The sequence below is a fragment of the Streptomyces sp. NPDC029836 genome (genome assembly GCF_055574495.1).
In genome coordinates, this window is record NZ_JBVHZI010000003.1 from 520740 (window position 1) to 542178 (window position 21439).

Here is a 21439-nt window from a genome sequence, read left to right on the forward strand (position 1 = left end):
CTCCAACGGGCCGTCCCCCGGTCGGGGAAGCGGCCCCGGCGCACACTTCACCCGCGCGGGGCGCCCCGCTGACCCGTTCCGGCGATCTTCCTCACCCGCCCGGGTCACCCGTGCGCCCGCCCGGCGGCGCGGGGCGGACGCGGTACCGCGCGGCCGGCCGGTGATGGCCGACAGTGGGGCGCGTGGACGTGGACGAGGTCATCGACGCGCTGTACGCGGCGCACCCATCGGGTTTCACTGCGGCGCGTGCCGAGGCCGCGGCCCGGGCGAAGAAGGAGGACGGACCGCAGGCCGCGCGCCGCTTCACGGCCCTGCGCCGGCCCACCCTGGCCGCCTGGGCCTGCAACCTGCTCGTACGCTCCCAGCCGGAGGAGGCCGAGCAGTTCCTCCAACTCGGGCAGGCCCTGCGCACCGCCCACCACACGCTGGACGGAGAGCGGCTGCGGGCGCTGTCCCACCAGCAGCACGTGGTGATCGGAGCCCTCGCCCGGGAGGCCGGCCGGCTGGCCGGGGAGGCGGGCTCGCCGATCTCCGAGCCGGTGGTGCGCGAGGTGGAGCGGATCCTGTACGCGGTCCTCGCCGGACCGCAGGCGGCCGCGGAGTGGGCCTCCGGCCGGCTCGTACGGACGCCCGAGCCCGAGCCGCGGTTCCCCGAGGCCGACCCGGACGCCGTACGGGCGGCGGCGGCCGCCGGGGCCGACCGCGGTGGCGGGACCGATGCCGGCGCTGCCTCCGACGCCGACCACGACGGGCGCCCGGCGGCGGCGCGGGCCGCCGCCGAGGACGCCGAAGAGACCGCCGTCGCCCGCGAGGAGGAGCTGCGGGAGGCCGACGGGGCCCGGCGGACCGCGGTGTCCGCGGCGGCCGACGCCGACGCCGAGGCCACCCGGTTGGGACGGGAGGCCGAGCGGGCGAGGGACGTACGGGACCGGGCCTACGCGGCGGTCACCGAGGCCGAGGCCCGCCACCGCGACGCCGGTCGGGCCGCGAAGGAGGCCCGCGACGCGGCCACCGCGGCGCAGGACCACCTCCGTAGCCTGCGCACCCCGCGGAAGGGAGCTCCCGGCTGAGGCTCGCCTTCACCCTCTCCGCCGACGACGCCGACCGTACGAAGCCGCACCCCGACCCGTACCGGGCGGCCGCCGCCCGGCTCGGCCTGGCGCCGGGCGAGTGCGTCGCCGTGGAGGACTCCCCCGGACGGCGCGGCCTCCGCCGAGGCGGCGGGCTGCGCGGTCCTCGTGGTGCCCTCGCAGCTCGACGTGCCGCGCACGCCGGCCCGCACCTTCCCGGTCTCCCTGGAGGACGTCACCCCGGCCGTGCTGCGCGCCTGCGGGCGGGCCGGAGCCGGGGATCAGGCGGAGAGGTCCAGCAGCGCCAGGATCCCGTCGGCGTAGGCGGCGGCCACCGACCCCGGGGCCGCCGCCCGCTCGCGGTGCAGCCCCGGCAGGCCCGTACGGATGAAGGCGGCGCACTGGCCGTACAGGCCGGCCTCGTGCGAGGAGCCGTCGTCCTCCGTGTTCAGCAGGGCCAGCAGCGTCCACAGCAGCGCCTCGCGGGTCGCCAGCCGAGGCGGTCCGGCCGCCCACACCGCCATCAGCACCCCGCACGCGGCCGGCGCCGGCGCCCGCAGCCGCGACCCGGCGAACACGTGGCCCTCCAAGGCGTGGAACGCCGCCGGATGGCCCTCGGCGGCGTTCCACAGGGTCTCCTCCAGATGCTCCGCCGGACGACCGCAGCCACAATCGACGGACCCCCAGTCGTGCCGGAGGATCTCGTCGCTCACGGCGTCGGGCACCAGTGGGCTGCTGCGCGGCTTGTCCATTCCTCTCATGAGCCACAAGTATGGGATCCGCCGGCCCCCGGGCGTCCCGGCCACGGCCACTCCCGGGGCACGGAACGGCCGCAGTTTGATGACGACGGCCCGACGACGCGCGCACGGTCCCCTGCCGACGCTCCCCGGACCGGCGCTGGGCCGCGTACGCACCGGACGGTCCCGGCGGCGGCGGGACCCTGGCACACCGGGCCCCGCCCCGGCGACACTGACCGGATGCGCATACGAGCAGCGGTCCTCGCGGACCTTCCGGTCTGCCAGGACATCGAACGGGCCGCCGGCGAATGCTTCCGCGACATCGGAATGCCCGCCGTCGCCGATGACGATCCGCTTCCCCCGGAGGAGCTCGCCCGCTACGCCGACACCGGCCTGGCCTGGGTGGCCGCCGGCCCCGACGACCGTCCGCTGGCCTACCTCATCGCCGAACCCGTCGACGGCGCACTCCACGTCGAGCAGGTCTCGGTGCATCCCACCGCCGCCCGCAAGGGGGTGGGCCGGGCCCTGCTGGAGCACGCCGCGCTCCGCGCTCTCGCCCGCCACCACGACGCGCTCACCCTGACCACCTTCACGGCCGTGCCCTGGAACGCCCCCTACTACCTGCGCTGCGGCTTCCGGATCCTGGCCGACGAGGAACTCGGCCCCGGCCTGCGGGAGATCCGGCGACAGGAGGCCCGGCACGGCCTGGACCGCTGGCCGCGCGTGTGCATGGGGCGGACCCTGTGATCCCGACCGGGCCGGGACCGGACCGGGACCGCGCGCGTCACCGGCCGGAGCGGAACCGGCCCGAACCGTACGGAAGTTGGCGGAGTGCGACAGCGGGGGTGCGGACGGATCCTGGTGCGTGCGCGTCGATCAGGAATGGAGAAGCGCGCCGCACGAAGTCGCTCTAGCCTGCCCCCATGGACATCACCATTCACACGACGTCGCTTCCGCACGACGACCCGGACGCGTCGCTCGCCTTCTACCGCGACGTCCTCGGCTTCGAGGTCCGCAGCGACGTCGGGCAGGGCAGGATGCGCTGGATCACGGTCGGCCCGGTCGGCCGGCCGGACACGTCGATCCTGCTGGCGCCGCCCGCCGCCGATCCCGGCATCACCGAGGACGAGCGCCGCACGATCACCGAGATGATGGCCAAGGGCACCTACGGGTGGATCCTGCTGGCCACCCCGGACCTCAACGCCACGTTCGAGAAGGTGCAGGCCGGCGACACCGAGGTCGTCCAGGAGCCGACCGAGCAGCCGTACGGCGTCCGCGACTGCGCGTTCCGCGACCCCGCGGGCAACCTGATCCGCATCCAGGAACTGCGCTGAGCCGTACCGGCATCGATGCGGGCGGGCCGGCAGCGACGCGGCCGTGCGGGCCGGCACCGCGAGCGCCCGTGAGTCCGTCGGCGTCCGTCGGTGGAAGGGGACGATGAAAGACGAAGGGGAGGGTCCTCATGTGCAAGCCCGAATGGCGCCGGGCACGCGTCGAGGCGCAGCGCCTGGCCGATCTCGCGCGGTTGCGCCGCGTCCGTGATCGGATCGACCGGGAATACGCGCAGCCGCTGGACGTGGAGGCGCTCGCCCGGGACGTGAGCATGTCCGCCGGGCACCTGAGCCGGCAGTTCCGGGCCGCGTACGGCGAGTCGCCGTACGCGTACCTCATGACGCGTCGCATCGAGCGGGCGACGGCGCTGCTGCGGCGGGGCGACCTCAGCGCCACCGAGGTCTGCTTCGAGGTCGGCTGCGCGTCGCTGGGCACGTTCACCACCCGCTTCACCGAACTGGTCGGCATGCCCCCCGGGGCCTTCCGGCGGCGGGCGGCGGAGACGGCGGCGGAGGCGGCGGCCGACCACGTCGGTGCCGCGGGCACCGCCCGCGGGGCGGGGCCGGCGATCAACGTGGAGGGAATGCCGGCGTGCGTGGCGAAGCAGGTCTCCAGACCGGTCAGGAATCGAGAAGCCCCGGCCGCCGCGCAGCCCCTAGCGTGATGGTCATGGCAACCACCGCTTCCACCGCAGCCGTCACGTCCCTCGCGTCCGTCACCCTTGAGGTGGCCGACCTCGAAGCCGCCCGTCGCTTCTACCGCGCCTTCGGCGTGGACGCGCACCTGCGTCTGAGGGCCTCCGCGGCGCCCTCCACCGGATTCCGCGGCTTCACGCTGGGGCTCACGGTGTCCGGGCCGGCCACCGTCGACGGCTTCTTCGGCGCGGCGGTGGACGCCGGCGCCACCGTCCTGAAGCCCGCCGCGAAGTCGCTGTGGGGCTACGGCGGCGTCGTGCAGGCCCCGGACGGGACGATCTGGAAGATCGCGACCTCGGCGAAGAAGGACACCGGCCCCGACACCCGTGAGGTCGACGAACTCGTCCTGCTGCTCGGCGTCGAGGCCGTGAAGGCCACCAAGGAGTTCTACGTCGGCCGGGGCCTGACCGTGGCCAAGAGCTTCGGCGGCAAGTACGTCGAGTTCGCCCCCGGTCAGGCCGGCCCGGTCAAGATGGCGCTGTACAAGCGTCGCGCCCTGGCCAAGGACCTCGGTGTCCCCGTCGACGGCGCCGGCTCGCACCGCATCGTCCTCGGCGGCACCGCCGATGCCTTCACCGACCCGGACGGGTTCGTCTGGGAGGGCGCCGAGTCGCCCGCCCCCACGTCGTCCTGACGCCCCACCCCGTCCCACCGATCGACCGGCGGGCGCGCGCCGTGACCGACGAACACGCGCCCACACGACACCCGGGCCGATGCCCGGACGCCGGACCGCACACCCGTACACAACAAGGAGCAGGACATGAAGGCGCACGTCAGCTCGATCCTTCTGGGCGTCCGGGACATGGACCGCGCCAAGCGGTTCTACTCCGAGGGGCTCGGCTGGAAGATCCAGAACGACTTCGGCATCTCGGTGTTCTTCGCCTCGGACGGCGCCTCGCCCGTCGGCTTCTACAGCCGTGAAGGCCTGGCCGACCAGGTGGGCACGGACCAGGAGGGCAGCGGCTTCAGCGGACTGGTCCTGACCTACGTCGTCCGCAGCGAGAGGCGGGTCGACGAGATCATGGCGGAGGCCCAGCAGGCCGGCGCCACGGTCCTCAAGCCCGCCGGCGCCCTGCCGTGGGGCGGTTACGGCGGCACCTTCTCCGACCCGGACGGCTACATCTGGAGCCTCGGCCACAGCGACCGGGGAACCGACCAGCCCTACGCGGAGTAGCCGCCCGTCGGCTCTCCGCCGTCCTGTTCGTCGTGGTCACCGTGCTGGGCGCCGCCTCGCGGGCCGTCGCCGCCGCCGGGGACAAGAAGGTCGAGGTCATCAAGTAGCCCTGGCCCTGCGCAGGATCAGGTCCGCCAGGGCCGGCGGCGCGCCGGCCTGACCCCGGATCCCCGGGAAGGCGTTGACGTCCACGATCAGCGGTGTGCCGTCAACGGTCTCGATGACGTCCACGCCGTAGACCTCCAGGTCGAAGACCTCGCCCACCCGGAGCGCCGACTCCTTCCAGCGCGGGGGAAGTTCGTCCCGCATCGCGGTCGGTCCCTGAGTGCCGGTGGCCAGTTCGGAGCGTCTCAGGCCGGCGAAGACCCGGTCCCCGACGACCCACAGTTTGTGGTCCCAGCCGTTGTTGGGGGCGAAGTCCTGCACGACGACGGGTTCTTGGCCCCACGCCGGCTCCAGGGCCCGCAGTCCTTCGGATCCGTCGACGCGGGCGACCAGGTCGTGCTTGCGGCTGCGCCGGCTCTTCACCACGAGCGGCCGCTCCGGCCGGCCGGCCGCCGAGGACACCAACTCCGTCAGGCTGGCGAACGCACGGGTGGCGGCGAAGGGCAGCCCCGCGGCGCGGGCCAGCTCCGCCATGGCGATCCGGTCCTGACACCGTTCCGTGGCCGCCGCGGAGTTCAGCACCACGGAGCCCCGCCGCTCCAGCTCCCGCGCCAGTTCCAGCGCCGCCGGGGTCCGCGCCTTGAGCAGACAGACGTCGGGCGTCGCCCCGGGCGCGCCGGCGGCCCCCGCCGCCGGGTCCAGCGACAGCACGGTGTGTTCCGCGGCGAGCAGCTCGGCGGTGGCCGCGAGCAGCGGATGCCGCGGGTCGGGGGCGATCAGGGCTACCCTCACGCGCCGTCCCCCGCCCCGGCCGAGACCTGTGCGGGGAGCGTCAGGGGGAGCGCCGCGTACGCGGCCCCGGAAGTCCCCGGCATCGACGGCATCGACCGCGGCACCGCGGACGTCCCGGGCACGATCCGCGTGGCCGGGGACGCCCCGGGCCCGGACTGGGCCGGCAGCGACGCTCCGAGGCCGGGCCGCGCGGCCCCGGGCTCGGCCGACGGGCCCGCGACCGGCCGCGTGCCCGCGCCGGCCAGCGCGAGGACGGCCCGCGCCACCCGGGCCGCGGCGTCCGGGACCTGACGGAAGCTCGGGAAGTCGTTCACGTCGACCACCACCGGCCCGTCGGGACCCAGCAGCACGTCCACCCCGTACAGGTCCAACCCGTACACCTCGCCCACCCGGGCGGCGATCGCCGCCACCTCGGCGGGCAGCGGCACCCGGCGTTCGCGCACGGCCGGGTCGGGGTGCAGGGGGGAGCGACGTTCGGTGGCGAACAGGTCCCCGTCGACGCAGTACACCTTGATGTCGGTGCCGGGGTTCGGCACGTACGGCTGGGCGATGAGCATGCCCTCGCCCGCGAGTTCGGGTAGCAGTGCCGCGAGCCGGTCCGGTGACGGCAGGAGGTGCACCGCGCGGCCCGAGCTGCCGTCGGCGGGCTTGACGACGAGCGGGTACTCGCAGTCCGGTACCTCCGCCAGGAGTTCGGGCCGGGCCACCGCGTACGTCGGCGGCACCGGCAGGCCGTGCGCGCTGCCGAGGGCGGCGGCGAGGGCCTTGTCCCGTACGCCGCGGATCGAGCGGGCGTCGTTGATCGTGGTCGCGCCGGTGGCCGCGGCGGCTTCCAGGAGGGTGAGTCCCGGGCCTCCGGACACGGTCTTGAGGACCCAGGCGTCGTGCACGCCGGTCCGTACGACCTCGGCCATGCGCAGCAGCGACCCGCCCGGTCGAACGACGTCGACCCGGTGGCCCCAGGCGGTCAGTTGCCGGATCACCTCGTTCGGCATGCCGTCGTGGCGGTAGTGCTCCTCCACCAGGAAGCAGAGCCTCATGGACCTTCCCCATATTCCCCGGACGTCCGCCGCCGATCCAGTCCGGCGAGTTGTGACGTCACAGGATGCCATGTCATAGCCCCGAAACCGCTCCAGACCTGTCCTTAGTGGGCGCTACGCAGCGTAACTTCCGCCGAGACCTTTCCTAAACGATCAGCAATCCTCATATAGTTGTCCCTCGTTACCACAGGAACCCTCTCTTCCATATACGCCCGGTTTGAGGCTTTGATTGATGACGGCGTCGCCTTCCCCCCTTCGCCCCGCTGTGCTCGCCCTGCTGATCACAGCAGTGGCCACCGGCGCCCTCTCCATGGCGGCGGTGGCCGCGGCCCCGTCGTCCGTCCGCGAACCACTCGGCTGGTTCTCGGCGTCCGGCTCCCTGGCCCTCTCGGTCGCGGCCTGCGCCCTCACCTGGACGACGCGCGCGTCCCGGCTGCTGCGGGGCCGACTCACCGCCCTGGGCCGTGAACTCGCCGACCGTGACGCGCACCTCGCCCGCCTCACCGCCGAGGCGACCCGCGAGACGGCGGCCCGCACCGCCGAGCGCACCCGCCTCGTCGCCGAGCACGTCGCCGAGGTGGAGCGGCTGACCGCGGCCCGCGCCGCGGACCGCGAGCACCTGACGGCCTCGCACGCCGCCGAACTGGACCGCATGACCTCCGCCCAACTGGCCTCCCGCGAACGCCTCGGCGAGGAGCTGCGACGCGCCCGCTCCGGCCGCGCCGCCGCGATGGCCGCCGCGGCCAACGCCGCGGGCCGGATGCAGGCGCTCGCCACCGGCATGCTCGCCGACCTGCGGGACATGGAGCACCGGCACGCCGACGAGGACGTCCTCGGGGACCTGCTCCACCTCGACCACCGCACCGCCCAGGCCGGCCGCCTCGCCGACTCCATCGCCGTCCTCACCGGAGCCCGCTCGGGCCGCCGCTGGGCGAGGCCGATCGTCATGGAATCGATCCTGCGCGGAGCCATGGGCCGCATCGGCGGCTACCAGCGCGTCCGGCTGCACTCCACCAGCGAGGCCGCCGTCGCCGGGCACGCCGCCGAGGGCGTCATGCACGCCCTCGCGGAACTCCTCGACAACGCCGCGAACTTCTCCCCGCCCAACGCCGAGGTCCACGTCTACGTGGAAGAGGTCCCGGCCGGCGTCATCATCACCGTCGAGGACAGCGGACTCGTCATGAGCGAGGTCCAACAGCGCCGCGCCGAACAGGCGGTGACCGCCGAATCGCTGGACCTGGCCGGGCTCTCCGGCACCCGCCTCGGGCTCGCCGTGGTGGGTCGCCTGGCCCACAAGCACGGGCTGACCGTCTCCTTCCGGCCCTCCGCGCGCGGCGGCACCGGCGCGCTCATGATGCTGCCGCAGGAGCTGATCAGCCGCACCGCGGCCGAGGCCCTGCCCACCCCGGCGCTCGTGGCCGCCCCGGCTCCCGCCCTCGCGGCGGCGCCCGCGGCCGTCCCGGAAGCGGAGCCCGCCCACGGCGGCCGCCCCGCCGACCACGCGCCCGCCGGCCACGACCCCGCCGGGCCCGCGCCGACGCCCGCCCGCGAGCACGACCCCCGGACGGAGGGACCGGCCGCCGCCGCCGCCCCCGCCGCCGCACAGGACACCGAACCCGCCGGTCGGGACCCGGTGATCGGCGACAGCGGACTGCCCCGGCGGCGGCGCGGCCGGACCCTGGCCGCCGCCCACCCCGAGGGACCCGACGCCGCCGGAGCCGCGGCCCGCAACCCGGCCGCGCCCACCGGCGCCTCCCGATCCGCCGCCCGCTTCGGCAGCTTCCGCCAGGCCGTGCGCGGCAACGCGGCGCAGCAGCCCCCGAACCCCCCGCACCCGGAAGGCAACACGCGATGACCGGCACCACCGACGAGACGCTCAGCTGGCTCCTGGAAGGACTCCTGGAGCGCACCCCCGGCGCCCGGCACGCCCTCGTGCTGTCCCGGGACGGGCTGAAGCTGTGCCGTACCCCCGAGCTGTCCGTCGACCAGGCCGACCAGCTCGCCGCCATAGCCGCCGGCATCCAGAGCCTGTCGCACGGCGCGTCCATCGAGTTCGGTGACGGCACCGGCGGAGTGCGCTCCGCGATGGCCGAGTTCTACGGCGGGATCCTCTTCATCGTCGAGGCGGGCGAGGGCGCGCACCTCGCGCTGGTCGCCGACGAGGAGGCCGACGCGGGCTTCGTCGGCCACAACATGTCCGAACTGGTCGAGCAGCTGAGCGAACACCTGATCGCCAGGCCCCGGGGTTGAGCCGCGGCAGGCCGGGCCGGGACGACTCCCCGGACCGGCTCTACACCCTCACCGGCGGCCGCAGCAGCTCCGGTTCGGACGCGTTCGACCTCGTGACCCTGGTGGTCACGGAATGCGACCCCGTGCCCGGGATGCAGTCCGAACACGCCGCGATCCTGCGGATGTGCCGGTTCCCGACCGCCGTCGTGGAGATCGCGGCCGAGCTCGGGCTGCCGGTGTCCATCGTGCGGATCCTCCTCGCCGACCTGCTCGGTACCGGCCGCATCAGCGCCCGGCACCCGCGTTCGACGTACCTCCTTCCCGACCTCGACATCCTGGAGCAGGTGCTCGTTGGACTCCGCAACCTCTGACCGGGGCACGACCCGGCAGACCCTCAGCGCCACCGCCGACAACGGCCTGAAGATCGTCATCGTGGGTGGGTTCGGGGTCGGCAAGACCACCATGGTCCGCTCGGTCAGCGAGATCCGTCCGCTGAACACCGAGGAGACGATGACCAAGGCGGGCGAGGCCGTCGACGACACCTCCGGGGTCGGCGCGAAGACCGCCACCACGGTGGCCTTCGACTTCGGCCGCATCACCCTCGACGCCCACAACGTGCTCTACCTGTTCGGCGCTCCCGGGCAGGAACGGTTCTGGTTCCTCTGGGACCGACTGTTCTCCGGCACCCTCGGCGCCGTCGTCCTCGTGGACACCCGCCGACTCGCGGACTCCTGGTACGCCATCGACCGCCTCGAACACCACGGCACCCCCTTCGTGGTCGCCTGCAACGACTTCGGTGGCCCCTCCCACACCCCCGAGCAGATCCGCGAGGCGCTCGACCTGCCCGCCCAGGTGCCCCTGCTGTTCTGCGACGCCCGCTCGCGCGGCTCCAGCCAGCAGGTGCTGATCTCCCTGGTCCAGCACCTCCAGCACCTCCAGCGCCACCAGACGGCCGTCCCGCACACGATCCCGGAGCCCACCCCGTGACCACCCCCGAGCCCCAGCCCGTCTACCTCGGCGGCCCCCGCTTCCAGACCGACCCGATCGAGCTGTACCGGGAGATGCGCCGCGACCACGGCGCCGTGGCCCCGGTCGTGCTCGACGGCGACGTACCGGCCTGGCTGGTCCTCGGGTACCGCGAACTGCACCAGGTCACCAGCGACCCGCAGCTCTTCTCCCGCGACTCCGACCTGTGGAACCAGTGGGACCGCATCCCCGCCGACTGGCCGCTGCTGCCGATGATCGGCCGCAAGCAGCCGTCGATCCTCTACACCGTCGGCGAACGCCACCGCGAACGCGCCGCCGTCATCTCCGGCGCCCTCGAAGCCGTCGACCCCTTCGAACTCAAGGGCCACGCCGAACGCTTCGCGGACGAACTCATCGACGGCCTGTGCGGCAGGGGATCCTGCGACCTCGTCGGCGAGTACGCCATGCTCCTGCCGCTGCGCGTGCTGGCCCGCCTCTACGGGTTCTCCGACGAGCAGGGCCCCGGCCTCGTCACCGCGATGAACGACATGATCAACGGCCGGGCCGGCGCCCTGGAGGGCCAGCGCCACCTCGGCGAGTCCATGTACGCGCTGCTCGCCGCGAAGCAGGCCGTCCCGGGCCCGGACGTCGCCTCCCGCATGCTCGCCAACACCGCCGGCTTCACCATGGACGAGGTCGCGCAGGACCTCATGGTGATGATGGCCGCCGGCCACCAACCCACGGCCGACTGGATCGGCAACACCCTGCGCCTGATGCTCACCGACGACCGCTTCGCCGCCTCCCTCGCGGGAGGCCGGCACAGCGTCGGCGAGGCCATGAACGAAGTCCTCTGGGAGGACACCCCCACCCAGAACGTCGCCGGACGCTGGACCACCCGCGACACCAAGCTCGGCGGACAGCACATCGGCCGCGGCGACCTGGTCCTGCTGGGCCTGGCCGCCGCCAACGGGGACCCGCACGTACGCACCGACGCGGGGTCCCTCACGGGCGGGAACAACGCCTTCTTCTCCTTCGGTCACGGCGAACACCGGTGCCCCTTCCCCGCCCAGGAGGTCGCCGAGGTCATCGCGCGGACCGGCATCGAGGTCCTCCTCGACCGGCTCCCGGACGTCGACCTGGCCGGCCCGGCCGACGGACTCACCCGGCGGCCGTCGCCCTGGTTGCGCGGACTCACCGACCTCCCCGTGACCTTCACCCCGACCCCCGCGCTTGGAGCCACCCGATGACCTGCCCGATCGACCACACCGGCCCCGCCCCCCTCGTCCTGGACCCCTTCGTCACCGACCTCGACGCCGAGAGCGCCGCGCTGCGCGCCGCCGGTCCGCTGGTCCCCGTCGTCCTGCCGGGCGGTGTCGGCGTGTACGCGGTCACGCACCATGCCGAGGCCAGAAGACTCCTGACCGACTCCAGAGTGGTCAAGGACATCAACGCCTGGGGGGCCTGGCAGCGCGGCGAGATACCCGCCGACTGGCCGCTGATCGGCCTCGCCAACCCCGGCCGCTCCATGCTCACCGTCGACGGCGACGAACACCGCCGGCTGCGCACCCTGGTCGCCCAGGCGCTGACCGTCCGCCGGGTGGAGGAGCTGCGCGCCGGCATCGAGGCGCTGACCACGCGGATGCTCGACGCGCTGGCCGAACGCCCCGCCGGCGAGAGCGTCGACCTGAAGGCCGGCTTCGCCTACCCGCTGCCCATGAACGTCATCAGCGAGCTCATGGGCGTGGACGCCGCCGAACACCCGCGCCTCAAGGCCCTCTTCGAGAAGTTCTTCTCCACCCAGACCCTGCCCGAGGAAGTCCCGCAGATGATGGCGGACCTCGGCGCGCTGTTCTCCCGGATCGTCGAGTCCAAGCGGGAGAACCCGGGCGACGACCTGACCAGCGCCCTCATCGCGGCCTCCGAGGACGGCGACCACCTCAGCACCGAGGAGATCACCAACACCCTCCAGCTGATGGTGGCGGCGGGCCACGAGACCACGATCAGCCTCATCGTCAACGCCGTCGTCGCCCTGGAGACCCACCCCGAGCAGCGCGCCCTCGTGCTGAAGGGCGAGGTCCCGTGGGAGAACGTCATCGAGGAGACCCTGCGCTGGTCCACCCCGACCTCGCACGTCCTGATCCGCTTCGCCACCGAGGACATCGAGGTCGGCGACCGGATCCTGCCGCGCGGCGCGGGCCTGATCGTCTCCTTCGGCGCCCTCGGCCGTGACGAGGCCCAGCACGGCGAGAGCGCGGGCGAGTTCGACGTCACCCGCACCCCGAACCGGCACATCTCCTTCGGCCACGGCCCCCACGTCTGCCCCGGCGCGGCCCTGTCCCGCCTGGAGGCCCTGGTGGCCCTGCCCGCTCTGTACGCCCGCTTCCCGGACCTGCGCCTGGCCGTGTCCCGCGAGGAACTGCGCAACAAGCCGATCCTGACCCAGAACGACCTCTTCGACCTGCCGGTCCACCTGACCGCGTAGCGCTCGGACGGACCCGGCCCCGCCGCGATCGGGTGGCAAACAGGGGCCCGGGAGCTGGACACGCTCCCGGGCTCCGTCACGTCCCCGGCCCGACGGGCGGGGTCCCGGGCCCGTTACGCCGGCGCGGGCACCGGCACGGACACGAAGGTCCGTCCCGCCTCGTTCTCGACGAGGACCTCCCGCACCTGCGCGGGATCGACCGCCGCCGTGCCGTCCAGCGAGGCGCCCTTGCCCTCGCCGTGCTCGGCCGTGCCCACGACCCAGCCGCCCGCGATGGTCCGCGTACCGTCCCGGGCGACCACGACCAGCCGGCAGCGTTCGCCCGGCGGCACTCCGGTGACCGCCGCGTGCACCCGCACCCACTTCGGCGCCGGCGTCACCTGTACGGTCATCCGCGCGCCCGTGCCCCGGTCCGTCGCCGAGGCGACCCGGGTGCCCGCCACCGGGGGAGAGGGCGCCGCGGACACGGTCGGGGACGGCGGCGGAGGCAACGCGACGCCGGGACCGGCGTCCCCCGCGAGCCGAGTACCGGCCCAGAACACGGCCGCCATCGAAGCCGCGGCCGCCACCGCGACCAGCGCGACCCGCCGCCGCGAGGCCGTGGAACGTTCGCCGCGGACCTGCCGCAGCGTCCGCTGGAGCAGCAGGTCGCCGCCCTGCGGGGGACCGTCGAGGAACGCCTCCTCGGGCACCTCGCCCAGTACGCTCTCCAACTCGCGCAAAGCCGTCACCTCCTCACGGCACCCCGAGCAGGTGCCGAGGTGCTCCTCGACCCGCCGCACGTCCTCCTCGTCCAGGACACCGAGCACGTACGGTCCGAGCAGTTCCTCCTCGTGCCGCTGCCGGTTCATGCCACCACCTCCCGCAGTCCGCCGGGCTGCTGGGGCGGCCGGGCTGATCGTCTGTCCTTGCTGTCGTCCCTGCCGCTGTCCGAGAACACCTCGCGCAACGCCTTGAGGGCGTAGTGCGCGCGCGACTTCACCGTTCCCGCCGGAATCCCCAGGCGGTCGGCCGCCTCGGTCACGCTGCGCTGCCGGTAGTACAACTCCGTCAACACGTCCCGGTGTTCCGGGGTGAGCCGGTCGAGCGCGCCGAGCACGGTCATGGAGTCCACCACCGAGTCCGCGTGGTCGAGTTCCACCGGCGGAGCGGCCGACGAGCCGGACACCTCCGCGGGCCGGGCGGCCTTGGCCCGGTACCGGTCGGTGATGATGTTGCGGGCCACCGTGAGCAGCCAGCCGCGCACCGAGCCCTTCCCGTTGACGAGGACCTCGGAATGCCGCCACGCCCGGATCAGCGTCTCCTGGACGACGTCCTCGGCGGCGGCCCGGTCCCCGGTCAGCCGCGTCGCGTACGCGAGCAGGGCGTGGCCGTGGTCCTCGTAGACCGTCCTGATCAGTGCTTCGTCGGTCGAGCCCCGCCGAGTGCGGGGCCACAGTGGTCCGGCCATCTGACCCTCTCCGTCCTCCTCGTGTTACGTGGTGCGGTCGGAACACGCCGGGGACGGACGAATGGTTCAGGTGAGGTGCGTCACTTTCGCGCGGACCGGTGGAGGGCCGCTCAAGTCCGGCAGACGCGGCCCTCGTTGAGACAGCCGACGACCTCCCGCATCCGCTCGTCGGTCATCACGTCGACGAACATGGCATGGTCCGTCCGCGGACTGTGCCGCTGCTCGGGGAAGGAATCGAGCGCGACCGGGGTGCCCGCCGCCACCGCGTAGGAGAGCGAGAGGCGCAGCTCGGGGACGGGGAAGGTGCCCTGCGGGCACACGCCCTGCGCGGAGGGGAAGCGCAGGTGCGAGCGGTGGCCGGGGGTGCCGGTGTCGAGCCCGTTCCAGCAACTGGGGAAGACCAGGGTCCGGGTGAGCAGGCTGCCGGCCGGGCAGCGCGGGTAGTCGGTGGTCGAGCGGTCGGGGAAGCCGGTACAGCCCCAGCGGGCCCGTACGTCGGCGTCCTTGCCGGCCGTGTACGCGACGGCGTCACCGGTGATCGCCCGCAGGAAGCGCGGCATCGGTACCACCTTGCTCACCGGACTCCCGCGGAACTCGACGCCCACCGCGGCCTCGGGGAGGATCTCGCCGGCGTTGCCGTGTCCGGCCGAGACCTCGTGGGCGCGGGTCCCCGGCCGGTCGAGGCGGCGCAGCACCGGCCAGTAGTAGGTGGAACGGTCGCCGCCGGAGCAACTCGTGGCGGCCGCGGCCAGCGAGGCGTCGTCCGACATGGCGTCGGTGGACAGGTTCCCGACGTACGCGTGCGTGTGGTGGGCGCCGGCCCGCAGGCCCGGCGAGACCACCAGGTTGTCCTCGTTCCAGTGGCCCTCCGCGTTGCGGCCGCAGTCCACCGTCACCCTCCCCGCGGAGCCCTCGGGGCCCGTCGGGGTAGGGGGCGCGGCCTCGCGCGGCACCTCGCGTATGTCCACGTACGCCCCCGCCACCTCTCCGTGCTGCGGGGCGGCGGCCCGTGAGGCGCCCAGCACGGCGGCGACCAGGCCGGTGCCGAGCACCAGGCAGACGAGGGGCCACAGCAGGCGGTGTTCATTCCCCATGGCGGTCACGGTTGCCGGTGCTCCGTACGGTCGTCAACGGGGCGTCCTCGCGCCGGGAGCCCGGTGTGATTGTAGGCGCGGTCCGGCCGCTCCCGAAGTCGCCGGGACCGTCCCGCCCGACGTTGCGCCGCCCGGCCCGCACCCCCGACGGCACACCCACCCGGACGGCCCCCGCGCCCCCCGTACGCCGCTCGCCGGTCCCGGACCCTCCCGGGCGGACCCGGACGGCCGGAGAGTGCCTTGCAGGGCCGCCGGGCGGCCGCGCAGAGTTCTCCGTATGACACCGGCTGAACTCCTCCACGACTTCGCCCGCACCCGCGCCTCCCTCGACGGAGCCGAGGTCACCTTCCGGTGGACGGGCGACGTCCACTCCTGGGCCCCCGACGAGCCCTACGGCAGGATCTTCGGCTTCGAGGGCCTCAACGTCAGCCGACTGGAGGCCGACGAGGAGAGCGGCGGCTACCGGCTGCTCTCCCGCGAAGCGGCCTTCTACCTCGACCCGACGACTCGGGAGATCCTGGAGACCTGGCAGGACAAGCCGGTGGTCCACGTGTGGAACGACCCGGCGAACCTGACGCTGCGGCCCTTCCCCGTCCCGCGCACCGAACTCGGCGACCAGGTCTGCTTCAGCCTGGAGATCCCCCTCGCCTACCCCTCGCCGCTGTCCGTCGCCGACTACCCGCTGAACTCGGCCTCGGACACCTACCGGGCCCTGGAGCTGTTCCAGTTCTTCGCGCCCGCCGCGGCCCTCGCCGGCGACGCGCCGAGCGTGCCCGCGACCATGTCCTGGACGCGGATGTCCCCGTGGCTCCCCTGGATGGAGCAGGGACAACGCCCCGGCGGGCTCGCCTTCCACTGCCGCGGCGCGAAGCTGGGCTCGTACGACGAGGTCCCCGAACGCACCCGTGACCACATCGCCGCCCGCCACCCCGAATTCGCCTCGGCCCCGCAGAAGTGGACCGAGCCGAACGAGTCCAGCTGGACCTACTTCCGCCGGCTCAACCCGCGGTGAACCCCCGCGGGCCCTGCCCCGCGCCGGTCCCGTACCCCGCCCCCTCACCCGCCCCCTCACCCGCCCCCGTCCCCGGCCGCACCGGGGGCGGGGGCGGGCGCGTAGGGGTCCGGACAAGGGTTTTCCCCGTATCGGGTTCATCTCCGCGTTGCCTACTGTCTGCCCACCGGCGATCCACCGGACCCGAACCGCCCCCGCACCAACCCCACATGGTGTGAAGCGCGAGGGGAACGCGGATCGCCGGGATCGCCGTTGCCCTGCCCCGCCGTCGCGGCCGGGCGACGCGGCGCGCGGCGGTGGCCGGGGCGGGGACTGACCAGTCCGCCCCGGACCCCGCGGCCGCCGGTTCACCTCCCACACTGCACCGACCGGCCGCTCCGGCCTGCCCGGAAACGGCCCTCGAAAGGGAACACCGTGCACGCATCCAGACGCAGCAGGCTCATATCCGTGGTGGCCATGTCGGTCACCCTCCTCGCCGGCTCCGCGACCGCTTCGGTCGCCGTGACCGCCGAGAACGACCCGGCCACCTCCCTCCCGGCCGCCGCGGCCCCCGCCGCGCCCGCCGGTGCGCCGGTCGAGAACCTCATCGTCGGATACAAGTCCTCGGCCTCCGAGGCCAGTTCCAACACCGCGGCCGCGGACGACGCGACCGCGAAGGGCAAGAAGGCCGGCAAGAAGGCGAAGTTCGACCGCCGCCTCGGCACCGGCGCCGCCCTCGTCAACCTGGGCGGATCGGTCGCCCCGGCCGACGCCGCCGGTGTGATGGCCCAGTTCCGCGCCGACCCGGACGTCGCCTACGTCGAGCCGGACACCCGCGCCTACGCCATGGCCGTGACCCCGAACGACACCGAGTACGCCAAGCAGTGGGACCTCTTCGAGCCCACCGCCGGCATGAACGTGCCCGCCGCCTGGGACAAGACCACCGGCTCCGGCGTCACCGTCGCCGTGATCGACACCGGCTACGTCGCCCACTCGGACGTCGCCCCCAACACCGTCGCCGGCTACGACTTCATCTCGACGTCCTCCGAGGCCCGTGACGGCAACGGCCGGGACAACAACCCCGCCGACGAGGGCGACTGGAACGCCACCGACGGCGAGTGCGGCGTCGGCTCGAAGGCCAGCACCTCCTCCTGGCACGGCACCCACGTCGCGGGCACCATCGCCGCGGCCACCAACAACTCCAAGGGCGTCGCCGGCATCGCCTACGGCGCGAAGATCCAGCCCGTCCGCGTGCTCGGCAAGTGCGGCGGCGCCACCTCGGACATCGTCGACGCCATCACCTGGGCCTCCGGCGGCACCGTCGCGGGCGTCCCGGCCAACGCCACCCCGGCCAAGGTCATCAACATGAGCCTCGGCGGCTCGGGCACCTGCGGCTCCAGCTACCAGAACGCCATCAACGCGGCCGTCGGCCGCGGCACGACCGTCGTCGTCGCCGCCGGCAACAGCAACGCGAACGCGTCCGGCTTCTCCCCGGCCAGCTGCAACAACGTGATCAATGTGGCGTCGAGCAACCGCGCCGGCGACCGCTCGTACTACTCCAACTTCGGCACGATCATCGACATCGCCGCCCCGGGCGGTGAGACCCGCCGCGCCACCGACACGCCCGGCACCGTCACCACCCCCGAGAACGCGATCCTCTCCACCCTGAACGCCGGCACCACCACCCCCGGCGCCGAGTCCTACAAGCCGTACCAGGGCACCAGCATGGCCGCCCCGCACGTCGCGGGCCTCGCCGCCCTCATGAAGTCGGCGAAGACCTCCCTGACCCCGGCCCAGATCGAGGCCGCGATCAAGGCCAACGCCCGCCCGCTGGCCGGCACCTGCACCGGCGGCTGCGGCGCCGGTCTCGCCGACGCGACCGCGACCGTGAACGCCGTGACCTCCACGACGCCCACGACCCCGTCCTTCGAGAACACCACGGACGTCGCCATCGGTGACAACGCCACGGTCGAGAGCTCCCTCACGGTCACCGGCGTCGCGGGCAACGCCCCGGCCGCCCTCAAGGTCGGCGTGAACATCGCCCACACCTACATCGGTGACCTGAAGGTCGACCTCGTCGCCCCCGACGGCTCCGTCTACACGGTCCACAACCGCGCCGGCGGCAGCACCGACAACATCAACCAGACCTACACCGTCAACGCCTCCTCCGAGGTCGCGAACGGCACCTGGAAGCTGCGCGTCAACGACAACGCCGGTGGCGACACCGGCAAGATCGACTCCTGGAGCCTCGGCTTCTGACCCGCACCGGACCCCGGTCCCCCCGGCCCCCGCGGAGCCCCCCAACTCCGTTCTGACGGGCCGATGGTACGGACCATCCCAGCGCGCGGACCTGCCGGTACCTCCCGTACCGGCAGGTTCGTCGTGCTTTCCTGTCGCCCGACTGAATTCTGCGTCACAATCCGGGTCCGTCCGGCGGCCGACCTCGTATTGTCGCGTCTCACAGGAAAGGCACAGGACCGGGGACCGAAAGGCTGGTGGCGTGGCGGCGACGGGGAACGCTGACGCGAACGTCGGACACGGAGAGTTGATCGAGGCGGTCGACCGGGCGCTCACCACGCACGGCCGCGCCGTCCTCGTCGGACCGGCCGGAGCGGGCAAGACCGAGGTGGCGCGCGCCGTCGCGGCCGCCGCCGAGGGTCGGCGCGAAACCGTGCTCAGGCTCGCCCCCGAAGCCGCGGACCGGTGGATACCCGAGGCCTCGGCCGCCGCCCTCCTCGCCACCGTGCCCCGCGCCGCCCTGGAACGGCTCGCCGGACCCCAGCGCACCGCCATCGCCCTCCTGCGCCGCGAGACCGTCGCGACCGGAGCGGGCCGCGACCACGTCGCGCTGCGGCTCGCCCTCGTCGAGGTGCTCCGCACCCTGGCCGCCTCCGGGCCCGTCCTCCTCGTCCTCGACAACGCCCAGTGGCTCGACGCGGAAACCACCGATCTGCTCCGGTTCGCCCTGCGCCTGACCCCACCGCGGGTACGGGTCCTCGCCGCCGAGTGCGTGCACGCCGGAACCCCCGTCGCCGAACCCCTGTGCGGCCCCGGCACCCCGGCCGTCCGGGTCCCCCCGCTCGGCGCCGACGAAGTGGCCGAACTGTTGCTGCGCCACGACCTGCCCGCCCGGCTCGCCGGCCGCATCCACCAGGCCAGCGGCGGCAACCCGCGCCTCGCCCTGGCACTGGGACACTCCCTCGCCGAAGCCGCCGGGACCCGCGACGGCGGCGCCCACCACGCCGACACCCTGCCCGTCTCCGGCCAGGCCCGCGACGTCGCCCGCCGGCTGCTGGCCGAAGCCCCCGCCCGGGCCCGCCGCACCCTGCTCCTCGCCGCCCTCACCGCCCGCCCCACCACCGCGCTGCTGCGCCGCGCCGGCAGACCCGACGCGGAGGCCGAGCTCGCCGAGGCCGAACGCGCCGGGCTGGTCACCGTCGGGGCCGACGGAGCCGTCGCCTTCACCGCGGGCGCCGTCGCCACCGTGCTCGCCGCCGACTCCGGCTGGCCCGAACGCTCCTCCGGGCACGCGGCCCTCGCCGACGCCGTCGACGACCCGGTGCAGGCCGTCCGCCACCGGGCGCTCGCCGTCGACCACCCCGACGCCCGGCTCGCGGCCGAGGTCACCGCCGCCGCCGACTCCTGCCGGCGCCGCGGCCAACGCGCCCTCGCCGCGGAACTCGGACTGCTCGCCGCCGAACGCACGCCCGCCGCCCTGCCCCAGGAGGAGCTGGCCCGCCTCGTCGGCGCCGCCGAGGACGCGGGGTGGGCCGGCCGCGCCGACCTCGCCCGCCGGGCCACCCGCGCCGTGCTGGCCCGTGACGCCTCGCCCGCCCAGCGGGTCCGGGCCCGCCTCGCCGTGATCGACGCCGCCGGCCAGGCCCTGGCCGACCTCGACGAAACCTTCGCCAACGCGGTCGCCGACGCCGCCGGCGACCCCTCGCTCCGGGCCGCCGTCCAGCTCCGCATCGCCTGGAAGCTCAACCTGAGCGACGGGGACCCCGTCCGCTCGCGCGACGCCGCCGCCGAGGCGGGGGCCCTCGCCAAAGCGGGCGGCGACCAGGTCGCCGAGGCCATGGCGCTGACCGTACGGGCCAGGATGGGCCGCATCCTCGGGGACCACGACGCCGAGGACATCCTCGCCGAGGCCCTGGCCCTGCCCGCCCCCGAAGTCCCCCTCGGCATGCGCAACGCGCCCCAGTACCTCGCCGTCCGGCACGCCCTCTTCGACGACCGGCTCGGCGACGCGCACGGCCAGCTCCTCGCGCTGCTGCCCGCCGTCCAACGGACCGGATCCGCCGAGGACGTCTTCGAGGTGCTGCGCAGCCTCACCGAGGTCGAGCTGCGGCGGGGCCGGTGCGCCGCGGCCGCCGCGCACGCGCGCCGGGCCGTGGAGCTGACCATCGAGGCCGGCCTGTCGCCCGGCCCCGCCTGGTACGTCGCGGCGACCGCCGAGGCCGCCGGCGGCAGTTTCGCCCGGGCCGCCGGGTACGCCCGCCGCGGCATCCGGGCCTCCGAGGAGGAGCAGGACCAGGTCTTCCTGTCCCGGGGCCTCTACGCGCTCGGCACCGTCGAACTGGCCACCGGGGAAGCGGCGAAGGCGGCGGCCACCTTGTGCCGGGTCGCCGAGCTGGAGGGCGCCCAACAGGTGGTGGACCCGTCGATCCTGCGCTGGCACGGGGAGCTCGCCGAGGCCCTGGTCGCGGCCGACGCCCCCGACCGCGCCGCCGAACTGCTGGACGGGGTCGCTCCGGTGGCCCGCGCGCTGGGACGCACTCCCGTGCTCGCGGCCCTGGACCGGGCCCGGGGATTGTGCCTGTCGGCGCGGGGGGACGCCGAGCCGGCCGTGGCCCTGCTGGAGGAGACGGCGCGGCGCTTCGAGACCCTCGGGCTGCCGTTGGAGCACGGCCGCACCCTGCTGGCGCTGGCCCGGGTCGAGCGCAGGCGCCGCCGCCGGGCCCCCGCGCGGGCCGCGCTGCTCGCGGCGGCCGAGGTGTTCGAGCGGGCCGGGGCGAAGCCCTGGCTCGGCCTGACACGGGAGACCGCGCCGGAGGCCGCCGCCCCGCATCCGGGGGTGGCGGCCCTGACCGAGGCGGAGGCCCGGCTCGCCCTGCTCGTCGGCGCCGGGGCCAGCAACCAGGAAGCGGCCGCCAAGCTGTTCCTGAGCGTGAAGACCGTCGAGGCCCGCCTCACCCGGATCTACCAGAAGCTCGACGTGCGCTCCCGCGCGCAGTTGGCCACCGCGCTGCGCGGGCACTGAGCCCGGGCGGCGCGGCGGCCGG

General features: G+C 74.4%; 21 protein-coding genes and 1 pseudogene. 16 read left to right on the forward strand and 6 right to left on the reverse strand.

Annotation, left to right across the window (positions count from 1 at the left end; all coding sequences use genetic code 11):
- The first annotated feature begins 182 nt into the window (after window positions 1–182).
- Both ACZ4XJ_RS13215 and ACZ4XJ_RS13220 read left to right on the forward strand, forming a co-directional pair.
- A complete protein-coding gene (locus ACZ4XJ_RS13215; RefSeq protein WP_468496223.1) occupies window positions 183–1070 on the forward strand; it encodes a hypothetical protein in 888 nt (295 codons plus the stop codon).
- Window positions 1067–1138, forward strand: a pseudogene (locus ACZ4XJ_RS13220) (hypothetical protein); the annotation flags it as partial. The gene ACZ4XJ_RS13215 and the pseudogene ACZ4XJ_RS13220, both read left to right, overlap by 4 nt.
- Window positions 1139–1351: 213 nt before the next feature.
- Here the strand turns inward: ACZ4XJ_RS13220 and ACZ4XJ_RS13225 are convergent.
- Window positions 1352–1831: a hypothetical protein gene (locus ACZ4XJ_RS13225; protein ID WP_362877824.1), complete on the reverse strand. Its 480-nt coding sequence runs from the start codon at window positions 1829–1831 to the stop codon at window positions 1352–1354.
- A gap of 216 nt (window positions 1832–2047) precedes the next feature.
- Here ACZ4XJ_RS13225 and ACZ4XJ_RS13230 point away from each other — a divergent pair, with 216 nt between their 5' ends.
- The 5 genes from ACZ4XJ_RS13230 (at window position 2048) to ACZ4XJ_RS13250 (ending at window position 5008) form a co-directional block, all read left to right on the forward strand.
- Window positions 2048–2554 (forward strand): GNAT family N-acetyltransferase, encoded by a 507-nt coding sequence (locus ACZ4XJ_RS13230; protein ID WP_362877823.1) that lies wholly within the window; start codon window positions 2048–2050, stop codon window positions 2552–2554.
- Window positions 2555–2730: 176 nt separating this feature from the next.
- Window positions 2731–3141: a VOC family protein gene (locus tag ACZ4XJ_RS13235; protein ID WP_362877822.1), complete on the forward strand. Its 411-nt coding sequence runs from the start codon at window positions 2731–2733 to the stop codon at window positions 3139–3141.
- Between the two features lie 128 nt (window positions 3142–3269).
- The gene (locus ACZ4XJ_RS13240) at window positions 3270–3803 is read left to right on the forward strand and encodes a helix-turn-helix transcriptional regulator (RefSeq protein ID WP_468496224.1); all 534 of its coding nucleotides are present in this window, start codon (window positions 3270–3272) and stop codon (window positions 3801–3803) included.
- Entirely contained in the window at window positions 3803–4468 is a 666-nt protein-coding gene (locus ACZ4XJ_RS13245) for a glyoxalase (RefSeq protein ID WP_468496225.1), read from the forward strand. The genes ACZ4XJ_RS13240 and ACZ4XJ_RS13245 overlap by 1 nt, the downstream gene beginning before the upstream one ends.
- 126 nt (window positions 4469–4594) lie before the next feature.
- Window positions 4595–5008 (forward strand): VOC family protein, encoded by a 414-nt coding sequence (locus tag ACZ4XJ_RS13250; RefSeq protein ID WP_468496226.1) that lies wholly within the window; start codon window positions 4595–4597, stop codon window positions 5006–5008.
- Between the two features lie 99 nt (window positions 5009–5107).
- Here ACZ4XJ_RS13250 and ACZ4XJ_RS13255 read toward each other — a convergent pair whose 3' ends face one another.
- Both ACZ4XJ_RS13255 and ACZ4XJ_RS13260 read right to left on the reverse strand, forming a co-directional pair.
- On the reverse strand, window positions 5108–5905 hold the full coding sequence (locus tag ACZ4XJ_RS13255; protein ID WP_468496227.1) for an ATP-grasp domain-containing protein: 798 nt from the start codon (window positions 5903–5905) through the stop codon (window positions 5108–5110).
- Complete coding sequence (locus ACZ4XJ_RS13260) at window positions 5902–6945, reverse strand: ATP-grasp domain-containing protein (RefSeq protein ID WP_468496228.1); 1044 nt, start codon at window positions 6943–6945, stop codon at window positions 5902–5904. The genes ACZ4XJ_RS13255 and ACZ4XJ_RS13260 overlap by 4 nt, the downstream gene beginning before the upstream one ends.
- 232 nt (window positions 6946–7177) lie before the next feature.
- Here ACZ4XJ_RS13260 and ACZ4XJ_RS13265 point away from each other — a divergent pair, with 232 nt between their 5' ends.
- Genes ACZ4XJ_RS13265 through ACZ4XJ_RS13290 form a run of 6 tightly spaced genes read left to right on the forward strand, consistent with a single transcriptional unit; the run spans window position 7178 to window position 12622 of the window.
- Window positions 7178–8800, forward strand: coding sequence for a sensor histidine kinase (locus ACZ4XJ_RS13265; protein WP_468496229.1), 1623 nt, complete (start codon window positions 7178–7180; stop codon window positions 8798–8800).
- Window positions 8797–9195 (forward strand): roadblock/LC7 domain-containing protein, encoded by a 399-nt coding sequence (locus ACZ4XJ_RS13270; protein WP_362877815.1) that lies wholly within the window; start codon window positions 8797–8799, stop codon window positions 9193–9195. The genes ACZ4XJ_RS13265 and ACZ4XJ_RS13270 overlap by 4 nt, the downstream gene beginning before the upstream one ends.
- Window positions 9192–9545 carry a DUF742 domain-containing protein gene (locus ACZ4XJ_RS13275; protein WP_362877814.1) on the forward strand — a complete coding sequence of 118 codons (354 nt, stop codon included), beginning with the start codon at window positions 9192–9194 and terminating at the stop codon, window positions 9543–9545. Before ACZ4XJ_RS13270 ends, ACZ4XJ_RS13275 begins: the two co-directional genes overlap by 4 nt.
- Window positions 9526–10161, forward strand: coding sequence for a GTP-binding protein (locus tag ACZ4XJ_RS13280; RefSeq protein ID WP_362877813.1), 636 nt, complete (start codon window positions 9526–9528; stop codon window positions 10159–10161). The genes ACZ4XJ_RS13275 and ACZ4XJ_RS13280 overlap by 20 nt, the downstream gene beginning before the upstream one ends.
- On the forward strand, window positions 10158–11387 hold the full coding sequence (locus ACZ4XJ_RS13285; RefSeq protein WP_362877812.1) for a cytochrome P450: 1230 nt from the start codon (window positions 10158–10160) through the stop codon (window positions 11385–11387). The genes ACZ4XJ_RS13280 and ACZ4XJ_RS13285 overlap by 4 nt, the downstream gene beginning before the upstream one ends.
- Window positions 11384–12622 carry a cytochrome P450 family protein gene (locus ACZ4XJ_RS13290; protein WP_468496230.1) on the forward strand — a complete coding sequence of 413 codons (1239 nt, stop codon included), beginning with the start codon at window positions 11384–11386 and terminating at the stop codon, window positions 12620–12622. Before ACZ4XJ_RS13285 ends, ACZ4XJ_RS13290 begins: the two co-directional genes overlap by 4 nt.
- A 113-nt stretch (window positions 12623–12735) precedes the next feature.
- On the opposite strand, the gene ACZ4XJ_RS13295 is transcribed toward ACZ4XJ_RS13290, so the two are convergent.
- The 3 genes from ACZ4XJ_RS13295 to ACZ4XJ_RS13305 form a co-directional block, all read right to left on the reverse strand.
- The gene (locus ACZ4XJ_RS13295) at window positions 12736–13473 is read right to left on the reverse strand and encodes a zf-HC2 domain-containing protein (RefSeq protein ID WP_468496231.1); all 738 of its coding nucleotides are present in this window, start codon (window positions 13471–13473) and stop codon (window positions 12736–12738) included.
- Complete coding sequence (locus ACZ4XJ_RS13300; RefSeq protein WP_362877809.1) at window positions 13470–14072, reverse strand: sigma-70 family RNA polymerase sigma factor; 603 nt, start codon at window positions 14070–14072, stop codon at window positions 13470–13472. Before ACZ4XJ_RS13300 ends, ACZ4XJ_RS13295 begins: the two co-directional genes overlap by 4 nt.
- Window positions 14073–14182: 110 nt before the next feature.
- On the reverse strand, window positions 14183–15166 hold the full coding sequence (locus tag ACZ4XJ_RS13305; protein WP_362877808.1) for a DUF1996 domain-containing protein: 984 nt from the start codon (window positions 15164–15166) through the stop codon (window positions 14183–14185).
- A 277-nt stretch (window positions 15167–15443) separates the two neighbouring features.
- Here ACZ4XJ_RS13305 and ACZ4XJ_RS13310 point away from each other — a divergent pair, with 277 nt between their 5' ends.
- From ACZ4XJ_RS13310 to ACZ4XJ_RS13320, 3 genes are all read left to right on the forward strand, one after another.
- Window positions 15444–16178 (forward strand): DUF1838 family protein, encoded by a 735-nt coding sequence (locus ACZ4XJ_RS13310; RefSeq protein WP_468496232.1) that lies wholly within the window; start codon window positions 15444–15446, stop codon window positions 16176–16178.
- A 456-nt stretch (window positions 16179–16634) separates the two neighbouring features.
- Window positions 16635–18416: a S8 family serine peptidase gene (locus tag ACZ4XJ_RS13315; protein ID WP_468496281.1), complete on the forward strand. Its 1782-nt coding sequence runs from the start codon at window positions 16635–16637 to the stop codon at window positions 18414–18416.
- A 241-nt stretch (window positions 18417–18657) separates the two neighbouring features.
- Window positions 18658–21417, forward strand: a complete 2760-nt coding sequence (locus ACZ4XJ_RS13320) for a helix-turn-helix transcriptional regulator (protein WP_468496233.1) — start codon at window positions 18658–18660, stop codon at window positions 21415–21417.
- The last annotated feature ends 22 nt before the right edge of the window (window positions 21418–21439 follow it).